At 69.3% G+C, this 10,518-nt stretch carries 6 protein-coding genes and 1 pseudogene; 5 read left to right on the top strand and 2 right to left on the bottom strand.

Features of this window, described 5'->3' with window-relative positions; genetic code table 11:
- From ABT085_RS37670 to ABT085_RS37685, 4 genes are all read left to right on the top strand, one after another.
- On the top strand, positions 1-599 hold a 599-nt coding region (locus ABT085_RS37670), incomplete at its 5' end, for an RNA-guided endonuclease TnpB family protein (RefSeq protein WP_351618762.1).
- Positions 600-756: 157 nt separating this feature from the next.
- Entirely contained in the window at positions 757-4,491 is a 3,735-nt protein-coding gene (locus ABT085_RS37675) for a S8 family peptidase (RefSeq protein ID WP_351618764.1), read from the top strand.
- Positions 4,492-4,628: 137 nt separating this feature from the next.
- Positions 4,629-5,633, top strand: coding sequence for a TrmB family transcriptional regulator (locus tag ABT085_RS37680; protein ID WP_351618767.1), 1,005 nt, complete (start codon positions 4,629-4,631; stop codon positions 5,631-5,633).
- 260 nt (positions 5,634-5,893) lie between these two features.
- Positions 5,894-6,424 carry a GNAT family N-acetyltransferase gene (locus ABT085_RS37685; RefSeq protein WP_351618769.1) on the top strand — a complete coding sequence of 177 codons (531 nt, stop codon included), beginning with the start codon at positions 5,894-5,896 and terminating at the stop codon, positions 6,422-6,424.
- A 439-nt stretch (positions 6,425-6,863) separates the two neighbouring features.
- Here the strand turns inward: ABT085_RS37685 and ABT085_RS37690 are convergent, their stop codons facing one another.
- The gene (locus ABT085_RS37690; RefSeq protein ID WP_351618774.1) at positions 6,864-8,939 is read right to left on the bottom strand and encodes a SpoIIE family protein phosphatase; all 2,076 of its coding nucleotides are present in this window, start codon (positions 8,937-8,939) and stop codon (positions 6,864-6,866) included.
- 164 nt (positions 8,940-9,103) lie between these two features.
- On the opposite strand from ABT085_RS37690, the pseudogene ABT085_RS37695 reads away from it, so the two are divergent.
- A pseudogene (locus tag ABT085_RS37695) lies at positions 9,104-9,345 on the top strand (RNA-guided endonuclease TnpB family protein); the annotation flags it as partial.
- Positions 9,346-10,003: 658 nt separating this feature from the next.
- Here the strand turns inward: ABT085_RS37695 and ABT085_RS37700 are convergent.
- The coding region (locus tag ABT085_RS37700) for an oxidoreductase dimerization domain-containing protein (RefSeq protein WP_502982905.1) at positions 10,004-10,518 on the bottom strand (515 nt) is incomplete at its 5' end.

Below are 10,518 nucleotides of genomic sequence, written 5' to 3' on the forward strand. Positions count from 1 at the left end.
CCCGCTTCCTGCGCCGCGCCGAGAAGAAGCTCAAGCGGTTGCAGAAGGACTTGAGCCGCAAGGCGAAGGGGTCGAAGAACCGGGCCAGGGCCCGCGTCAAGGTTGCGCGTCAGCACGCCCGTGTGGCGGACCGGCGCCGGGACTGGCACCACAGAACATCCACGAAGATCATCCGCGAGACCCAAGCGGTGTACGTGGAAGACCTTGCGGTGTCCAATCTCGCGCGCACCCGGCTCGCCAAGTCCGTGCACGACGCCGGATGGTCCGCGTTCGTGAACATGCTGGAGTACAAGGCCGCCAGGCACGGCCGGCACTTCGCCAGGATCGGACGCTTCGAGCCCACCTCTCAGGTGTGCTCGGCCTGCGGGATCAAGGACGGCCCCAAGCCCCTGCACGTGCGCGAGTGGACCTGTCAGGAGTGCGGGACCGTCCACGACCGCGACGTCAACGCCGCACGCAACATCCTGGCCGCCGGACGGGCGGACAGGCTAAACGCCTGTGGAGCGCCGGTAAGACGGGCACACGTGCCCGCACAGCGCGGTGAAGCAGGAAGCCACCACAAGGGCCAGACGGCCCAGGCTGGAATCCCCGTCCTTTAGGGCGGGGAGCACGTCAATCGAACCACTCCAACCTCACTGCAAATAGTGCGATCACGCACGGATAGAGGTGCTTTGCGACTGGCAAGTCCCTGCCATGGCGAGGACTTGTCGTCGTCTCGGCTTCACGGCGTCGGCAAGTGGCCGATAGACCCGGGACATGTTTCCTCCCTCCCAGTCTTCCGCCTTCCGGCGCAGACGCTGGCAGTTGGTCTCGGCTGCCACCGTGGTGCCGCTGCTGGTGTCGGGGCTCGCGGTACTCCAAGAGCCCGCGCAAGCCGCTCCGAGCAAGCCCACCCGTCCCGCCGCACCCGCGGTGACCCACAAGGTCACCCTGGTCACCGGCGACGTCGTCACGGTCACCACGATGGCCGACGGCAAGCAGACCGCTGACGTCGACCGACCGGACAGCGCCGTCGGCGGCGTGAAAATGCAGACGGCCAACGGTCACCTGTTCGTCATCCCGGACGAGACGGTGCCCCTGCTGGGAACGGGCAAGCTGGACCGGCGTCTGTTCGACGTCACCGCCCTGATCGAGATGGGTTACGACGACGCGAAGACGTCCACGGTGCCCCTCATCGCGACCTACGGCACGTCCACGTCCCGGACCGCCGCCGAGCCGACCGCTCCACCCGGAAGCAAGGTGACCCGCGAGCTCAAGAGCATTCGCGGCGCCGTGCTCAGCGCCCGGAAGCGGCAGGCCCGCACCTTCTGGAACACCATCGCCCCGCACAACAGCAAGGTGATGGGTGCGGGTGTGGCGAAGCTGTGGCTCGACGGCCGCGTCAAGGTCAACCTGAAGGAGAGCGTGCCGCTGATCGGCGCGCCCGAGGCATGGGCCGCCGGCTACACCGGCAAGGGTGTCAAGGTCGCGGTCCTCGACACCGGCATCGACGTCAACCACCCCGACTTCGCCGGACTGATCGACGGCACGGCCAGCTTCGTACCCGGCGAAGCCATCACCGACCTCAACGGTCACGGCACTCATGTGGCCGGCACCATCGTCGGTTCCGGCGCCGCCTCCGGCGGCGACTACAAGGGCGTCGCCCCGGGAGCGGACCTGTACGTCGGCAAGGTGCTCGGCGGCGCGGAGGGCTACGGCCAGGACTCCTGGGTCATGGCCGGCATGCAGTGGGCCGCCGAGTCCGGCGCGGATGTCGTCAACATGAGCCTCGGCGACTCCTACCCCAGCGACGGCAGCGATCCGATGTCGCAGGCGGTCGACGCGCTGTCGGCGAAGTACGGCACGCTGTTCGTCATCGCCGCCGGCAACGCGGGCCCGGAGAGCATCTCCGCCCCGGGCGCGGCCGCATCGGCGCTGACCGTGGCCGCGACGGACAAGCAGGACCAGCTCGCGTCGTTCTCCAGCACCGGTCCGCTGGTCTCCTCCGGTGCGATGAAGCCGGACATCGCCGCGCCCGGCGTGGACATCACCGCGGCTCGCTCGCAGGAGATGACGGACGGAGGCGAGGGCCTGTACCGCACGCTCAGCGGTACCTCCATGGCCACCCCGCACGTGGTCGGCGCGGCGGCGATCCTGGCTCAGCAGCACCCGGACTGGACGGGCGCGCAGCTCAAGGAACACCTCATGAGCACGGCGAAGGGCCTGGACGAGGGGTATTCACCGTACGAAGTCGGCACCGGCCGCGTAGACGTGGCCGCCGCGGTACGGACCACGGTCCGCGGTACCGGGTCGCTGTTCTTCGGGAACTACACCTGGCCGTACGAGTCGGGCGACACGGCCGTCACGAAGGACCTGACCTTCACCAACACCGGATCCTCCGACGTCACGCTGAACCTGGAACTGACCGGCGCGGACGGCCCGTTCACCCTGGGCGCGACCACGGTGAGCGTTCCGGCGGGCGGTACCGCCGCCGTCCCGGTGACCGGTGACCCGCAGTCCGCCTCGGCGGGCCGGCACGTCGGCTACGTCGTAGCGACCGACGCGGCCAGCGGTAAGCCGGTGACCCGCACGTCCGTGGCGCTGCTGAAGGAGGAGGAGCGCTACGACCTGAACATCGAGCTGGTCGGCCGGGACGGCAAGCCCGCCTCCGGCTGGGTCGGCATCAACCTGGCGGGCGACGTCTTCCCGTGGTCGGTCTACGTCGACGGCAGGACGACCATGCGCATGGCACCAGGTCTGTACACCGTCGCGGGATACCTCGACGTGGCCGGTGAGAAGGCGGACCGCTCGGGTCTGGCCGTGCTGGTGGACCCGGAGACGGTGCTCGAGGACGGTCCCGCGGATGTGGTGCTGGACGCGAGCAAGGCCCGTCTGCTGGACACCCGGGCGCCGCAGCGTACCGAGGACCGCCAGCGCAAGGTCGACTTCAACGTCCACTACCAGGGCCAGGACCCGTATACGGACTACCGCAGCGCGTACGTGCTGCCGATGACGTACGACGACGTCTACGTCGCGCCGACGGAGCCGATGAAGCACGGCGAGTTCGTGCTGACCACCCGCTGGCGCAAGGGCGAGCCACCACTGGCGCTGAGCGCGTTGGGCGGTCGCCTCGACTTCGACGCGCTGGTGCAGGCCGGCAGTACGGTGGGTACCACCACCGACGGCCGGGACCTGGTCTACGCGGGCAACGGCGCGCAGGCCGCGTACGAGAAGGTCAAGGCCAAGGGCAAGGTCGTCGTCGTCGAGCGCAGCGACGAGGTCTCGCCGCAGGAGCGTGCCGAGGCCGCGGTGGCTGCCGGGGCGAAGGCGCTGATCGTGGTCAACGACGATGCCGGCGCCCTCATGGAGTATGTGGGCGAGTCGGCCATCCCCGTCGCCTCCGTGCACCGCGACGCCGGCAAGACCCTCATTGCGATGGCCAAGTCCGGCAGATCGAGACTGACGGTGAAGCAGACCCGGTACACGCCGTTCGTCTACGACCTGACCCGCGACTACCCTGGTCGGGTACCGGACCGGGCCCTGGTCTACAGGCCGGCCAAGGGCGATCTGGCCCGGATCGAGGCCCGCTACTACTCGGCCACGGGCGGTACGGCGGCGGAGGGCTACCGCTCCGACTTCACCCTGAGTCCGTCGTTCAACCTTCCCGAGAGCGAGTGGCATCCGGGCACCCGCACCGAGTGGGTGACTCCGGGGCAGGTCTGGCGAGAGTTCCATACACAGGGCGTCGACGGGTCCCTGCCCTGGTCGATGGTGTCGGGCGACAACAGGTACACCAAGGGCAGCACCACGCGTCTGGACTGGTTCGCTCCGCTGACCCGGCCCGGTCAGAGCGAAGCCTTCGGTGTGTACAACTCCCGTTGGCAGAACTACATGACGTGGAACGTCCAGCCATGGGCCTCCGCCAGCGACACCATGCGGCTGGGCGGCTATCTGCCGTGGGGAGAGACGCCGACCCGCCTCCAGGTCTTCCAGGGCGCCACACGGATCTACGACAACCCCAACAGCGGAGACATGCAGTGGAAGGAGGTACCGGCGGGCAACCTGCCCTACCGCGCCGTCCTCGACGCGGAGCGGCCCGGCGACGTCTTCCGGCTGTCGACCCGCACCCACACGGAGTGGACGTTCAGGTCCGACACCGTCGACTCGGACTCCTTCGAACCGTTCTCGGTGCTGAACCTGGACTTCAGGCTGGAGACGGACCTGCACGGTGACATCAGAGCCGGCTCGGCTCAGGAGCTGGCTCTCAAGCCGGTGTCGCTGGACGGCGGCACCGTGCCCGGCAAGGTCACCACGGTGAAGCTCGATGTCTCGTACGACGACGGTGCCACCTGGCAGAAGGTGACCCTGGTCAAGGGCGCGGGCGGCTACTGGACGGGATCGTTCAGGGCGGCCGGGAAGCGCGGCGGCTTCCTCTCGGTGCGCGCGAGCGCCGGGACGAGCGGCGGTTTCGGTGTCAAGAACGAGATCGTCCGGGCGTACGGCCTGCGATGAACCGCACTGCCTCGCCCCGGGGAGGCGACTCCCCGGGGCTCTACCCGTCACACCGGCTCCCAGCAGGGACTACTCAAGGTGCGCTGCCCTGGCGGATACTTTCCCCGCTGCGACGAGGGGAGGAGAGTCGGTCGCCGATGCTGGAAGCTCTGGGTCTCGAACCCGATGACGAGCGCGTCTACCGGGCACTCCTCGGACGGCCGGACTCCACCGCGACGCTGCTGTCGGACCTCCTGGCCCTGGAACAGGCCGACGCCGAAAGGTTTTTGGCCCGTCTGGTCGCATGGGGACTGGTGATCAGATCGTCGAGCGATCGGTTCACCGCCGCGCCGCCCGCCATGGCGCTCGGCGCCCTCATCAGCCAGCGTCGGGACGGGCTGCGCGCGGCCGAATACGCCCTGGTGGCCTTGGCGGAGGAGCACCGGGCGGCCACGACCGCCGGCAGCATCGTCGATCTGATCGAGGTCGTCACAGGAGTTGATGCCATCCGCCATCGCTACCTCCAGGTGCAGCATGCGGCCCGCACGCAGATCCGCGCCTTCATCACCGCGCCCTTCGTCGCGCTGCCGCCCGAGGAGAACACGGCCGAGCCCATGGCCCTCGGTCGCGGCGTTCACTTCCGGGCAGTGCTGGACCGAGCCGTGCTGGCGGAACCCGGCATGATCCACGAAGCTATCGATTCCCTGCGCAACGGGGTGCAGTTGCGTGTCGCCGACCAACTGCCCATGAAACTCGTGCTGGCCGACGCCGAACTCTGCCTCGTTCCGCTTGCGGCCACGCCGACCGGAGAACCCGGGGCAGTGCTGCTGCACCGCAGCGGCCTGCTGGATGCGATGGACACACTGTTCGAGACCGTGTGGCGCACCTCTCACCCGCTGGCGCTGTCCGCCGGCGAGGAATCCGAACCCACCGTCGAACTGGAGACGGAAGGACCGACAGCCCTCGACCGGCAGATCCTCGCGCTGTTGCTGGCCGGCGTGACCGACCCGACGGCCGCGACACAGCTGGGCCTGTCACCGCGCACGCTCCACCGGCGCCTGCGCCGTCTCATGGACCTGGCCGGCGTCCGCACCCGGATGCAACTCGGTGGCCACGCCGTCCGGCACGGCTGGGCGGAGCCACCGATGCCGAGACGGACGTGACGGCCTTGTCGCGGCGCCCGGAGCTCCTCCTGCGACCGGACCGGGCATCAGATCGCCAACCATCCGGCCTGCGGCCCAGTGCGAGTCATACCGCTGAGCGCACCACGCGTCCGTCGAGGACGGCCGAGTCCCACGAGATGCAGCAGGGGTCTGCGCCGACACCGGGTCCAGCGGAGCGGCGATGGTGGTGACCGGCGGGTGCGAGACGGCGCCGGAAACCGCGCGGTGACGGGAAGCGGACGAGTGCTAGCCTCGCCCGCATGCCTGAACTGATCGCACCCACCAAGCGGTTGCAATCGTCATGGCTCGCGGCCCGGGACGAGTGGTCTCCAGGCGCCCACCAGGATGGCTCGGGCCTGCGTCTCGCGCCGGACGCCGACCTCGTCGACCCCGAGGTCTTCTCGGAGTGGACCGAACGTCTGCGACGGCAGTCGGACAGGGCGGTCGCCGTGGGAGAGGGGCGCGTCCATGCCACGCATTGGTGGATCGTCGAGGGCGACAGCTATCTGGGAGCGATCGATCTGCGGCACTATCTGAACGCCGTTCTGCTCGACATCGGCGGGCACATCGGCTACAGCGTGCGCCCCTCCTTCCGAAGGCGCGGCCTGGCCACCTGGGCCCTCGGGGCCGTGCTGCCCGAGGCGCGCGCACTCGGCCTGGACCGAGTCCTTGTCACCTGCGACGACGCCAACACCGCGTCCGCACGCAGCATCGAACGCAACGGCGGTGTCCTGGAAGACCTTCGCACCACCGAGGCGGGCGTCAAGCGCCGCTATTGGATCAGCCTGTAGACAGCGGTACGGGCGACATGTCGAACGTGTCGAGCCAGTACGCCCAACGGCGGATTCCCAGGGCGCTGGTGAACCGGTGGTTCAACTGCCGGCGGACCCACTGCCCGGGAAGCAGTCGAACTGCCGGAGGCCTGCGCGGCAGAGACGGCAACCCGAAGAGCGGCTCCACACGAGCGAGCACGCGGAGCCGATCACCTTCGTCCCGCAGGCCGACAGCGATCTCGCGAAGGTCCTTCTGGCTCGAACGCGGCTCGAAGCAATCAGGCTCAGTCATCTGGACGAAGTGGGCAGACCCGGAGGGATCCTGAGGCAGCGAAAACAGGTTCCGACGCGACTGCCGGTTGCCGGATCTCAGCAACACCCCAGAAAGCATGCGCCCGCCGCCTCACGGAGGCGGTGCTCTCTAGGCGCAGTTGCCTGCGCTCGACGCTGGCGTGTGTCAGGGCCGGGCTCTGGGGCGGGCGATGAGCAGCGACACGTCGTCGTGGTCGTCCGGATCGCGCAGTGTTTCCAGGAGCCGGTCGCAGGTCTCTTCCAGAGACGGGTCGTGGCTGTCGAGTACGCGCAGGAGGAGGTCGAGGCGTTCATCGATGGCGTCGCGGCGTGTTTCGACCAAGCCGTCGGTGTAGAGGGCCAGTTGATCGCCGGGACGCAAGGGCACGGTGGTCGTTTCGAAGGGGACGCCACCGACTCCGAGGGGTGCACCGGACGGAAGGTCGAGCAGTTCGGGGGGCCCGCCGGCAGGTGTCAGTGCGGGGGGCAGATGTCCGGCTGCGGCGATTCGGCACCGGTCGCTGTGCGGGTCGTATTCGGCGTAGATGCAGGTGGCGATGTAGGGATCCAGGCCGGCGGTGATCTTGTCAAGGCGTTGCAGTACTTGGGCGGGTGGGAGGTCGAGGTCGGCCAGGGTTGCGGTGGCGGTGCGCAGGCGGCCCATCGTGGCAGCCGCATCGATGCCGCTGCCCATCACGTCGCCCACCACGAGCGCGGTCTTGTCCTGCGTGAGGGGGATGACGTCGAACCAGTCGCCACCGACCTCGTTGGAGGTTCCGGCGGGTTGGTAGCGGGTGGCGATCTCCAGACTCTCGGGCGGCGTCGGCCGGGGCAGCAAGCTGCGCTGGAGCGTCACCGCAGTGTTGCGGACGCTTTGGTGCAGGCGCGCGTTGTCGAGGGACACCGCAGTTCGGCCGGCGAGCTCGACGGCGAGGGTGACATCGTCCGCATTGAAGGGCAGTTGATTGCGACCGCGCATCAGCCCCAGGACACCGAGTGACCGGCCCTGCGCGGCCAGCGGTATCGCGAGATACGAGTGGATGCCGACACTGGCCAGGACAGCGGCTGCTGCGGCGTCACGAGCGATGCGCGCCAGATCCCAATCGTCCACGCGGGTCACCATGATCGGCTGACCGGTCCGTACGCATCGGGTGGGCAGTCGGTCGGCGTCGTAGCTGACCGGTTGGCCTGCCGTGCCGGCGGCGCCGCTCGCCTCGGCAAGATAGGCGGCCTTCACGGCCAGGGTGCGAAAGAGCGCCGGGCCGCCGTCGGGTGTCGCGGGTCGGCGCTCGTCCAGGGCGGAGTCGAGTACGTCTACGATCGCGACGTCGGCGAGCTCGGGCACTGCGACGTCAGCCAGCTCGCGGGCGGTCTGTCTCATGTCCAGCGTGGTACCGATACGGGCGGAGCCCTCGGCGACCTGGGCCAGGCGATGGCGGGCCTGGGCCGCCGCTGTGATCGCGCCGTGCCGATCGGTGACATCGATCACCGATGTGGCGACACCGAGAACCTGACCGCCCGGATCCTCCAACCGGTAGACGGAGACAGACCAGGCATGATCGTTGTCCGGGTCGGCCGGAGTGCGGCCAATGGTGTACTTGTCCACCAGGGGACGTCCGGTCTCGAGCACTTCTCTGACCGCCGCCTCGGATGCGTCGACACTGTCGGAGGACAGGACCTCGCGGAAGCCCCGGCCGAGGTGCTCCTCGGCAGACAGGCCATGCATCCGTTCCATCGCCGGATTGACAGCCACATAACGCAGCTCGGTGTCCAGAACCTCCAGCGCGATCGGCGACTGGGCGATCAGCTGCGTGGACAACGCCAGGTCCTGCTCCACCTTACGCAGCGTCGACGCATCGGTGGCGATGCCCAGAGCGTAGAAGTCGCCCTGCCGGTCAGGCAGGCGATTGCAGCGGAATTCCACCAGCCGCGTACTGCCGTCCTTGGTCCGGACGGGAAGGAGACCGGCCCAGCTCTGGCCTGTCTCCATCATCTGCGCGCACTTGTCGGCCACCAGGTCCCTGTACGGGTCTTGGAGCAACAGCTGAGCCGCGTGCCGGCCCAGCACTTCCCGCGCGGAGTGGCCGAACAGCTCTTCGGCCTGCTGGTCCCACAACACGATCCGCCCGGCCGCATCCAGCGCCACCACCGCCGCACCGAGCGTATCCAGTACCCCGATCGGCAGCTCCAGCCGGAGGTCGGGCGCGCCGTTGTCGGCACCGAAAGATCCCGTGTCACTCATCGGGTTGCCTCCGTGGAAATCCCGGCCTTCGCGCCGGGGCGGGGGTACCTTCCGCTGGCGCTGGAGAAACGGACTCCTGCGGAGCAGGGCACGAAGAGCCGTATCGCCGTCAGTGCGGTTCGGCGTTCGCCGACGACCGGCCGACACCCTTGGCTCGTACGGACGCCGAGAAACTGTGCGGGAACTGCGGCACGGTCTGCGGGGGACGGCTGCTGGATGTCCGCACTTGGACGTGCGACCCCGGTGGGACGCGCGCTCGCGACGGGAACGCGACGTGCAACATCCTGCCCGCCGGGCCGGCGGCGTCTGCCTGTGGAGACGGTGTGGGACCTCAACGGGAATCCTCCGGACGGGGCAGCCGTCGGTGACGCAGGAACCCCAGCGGGCGACCGCTGGAAACCCCCGCCTCGGCGGGGGAGGAAGTCACCCCAGGTGCTCCTTCCACCTGCCAGGGCGGCGCCCTCCGAGCGCAGGCCCTGGAGCTACAGCGCTGGGATGTCTTTCGTGCCTTTCTGTTGCTTCCATAGTCTCCTGGGACGACCGACGACGCACAGCGCCGGGTGAGGACGTGTGGTCGCCGGGTGTGCGTGGTCGAGGTACGGGCAGTAGCGCCAAGATTGATCACGGCCGGTCACCGCGGCAGCCTCTGCGGGCGGGGAGAAGCAGATCAGCGCCCTTCCTCGCGTGGATCAGGCCCGCAGCCGACGCAGCCGGCGGTCATGTCGTCCTCCTGGGGCGCCCGTCGCGGTTGCCGTCGGCCGGCATCCTGGCCGGGGGCGTGCGGGGTGCCTTCAGATCGTCCGGGCGCGGGAGTCTCGGGGCATCGCAGCCCCGAGCGCCCTCAGTGGGTCATGCCGAGTCCCCATCGGTGGGCAACTGTTGCACCGGACGCCGGTGATGAGGATTCCGTACGCTACCTTGCGGTCGTCCGGAACTCTCGGTCCGATCTGCGTCCGCAGACTCGCCACGGTCGGCCACGCGACAGGAGGACCGCTCCTGACCCGCAGCGGAGCGAGTCGCCCGGGCGCAGCCCAGGACCGCCCCGCGTGCCGGCCGGAGCACGCTCAGCCGCGGTGGGTCTCCAGCAGCCGCAGCCAGACTTCGCCGAGCGTGGGGAAGGCGGGGACGGCGTGCCAGAGCCGGTCCAGGGGCACCTCGCCGGCGACCGCGATGGTGGCCGAGTGCACCAGTTCTCCGACGCCGGGGCCGGCGAAGGTGACGCCCACCACGGTGTTGCGGTCGGTGTCGATGAGCATGCGGGCCCGGCCGCGGTAGTCCTCGCCGTACTGATGGGCGCCGGCGACCTGGGCGAGGTCGTAATCGACGACCTCGATGCGGCGCCCGCTCTGCTGGGCCTCACGGCTGGTCAGGCCGACGGAGGCGACCTCGGGGGTGGTGAAGACGACCTGGGGGACGGCTGCGTGGTCGGCGGTGGCGACATGCGCGCCCCAGGGGGCGTCGTCGATGCGCTCGCTCTTGGCGCGGGCGCCGATGACGGCGCCGGCGATCCGGGCCTGGTACTTGCCCTGATGCGTCATCAGGGCGCGGCGGTTGACGTCGCCGACGGCGTAGAGCCAGC

It is taken from the genome of Streptomyces sp. NPDC002265 (assembly GCF_040296125.1).
GTDB lineage: Bacteria > Actinomycetota > Actinomycetes > Streptomycetales > Streptomycetaceae > Streptomyces.

Coding starts and splice junctions, on each gene's coding strand:
- ABT085_RS37690 (WP_351618774.1), bottom strand. CDS start 8,939: ATGAGTGACACGGGATCTTTCGGTGCCGACAACGGCGCGCCCGACCTC.
- ABT085_RS37675 (WP_351618764.1), top strand. CDS start 757: ATGTTTCCTCCCTCCCAGTCTTCCGCCTTCCGGCGCAGACGCTGGCAG.
- ABT085_RS37685 (WP_351618769.1), top strand. CDS start 5,894: ATGCCTGAACTGATCGCACCCACCAAGCGGTTGCAATCGTCATGGCTC.
- ABT085_RS37680 (WP_351618767.1), top strand. CDS start 4,629: ATGCTGGAAGCTCTGGGTCTCGAACCCGATGACGAGCGCGTCTACCGG.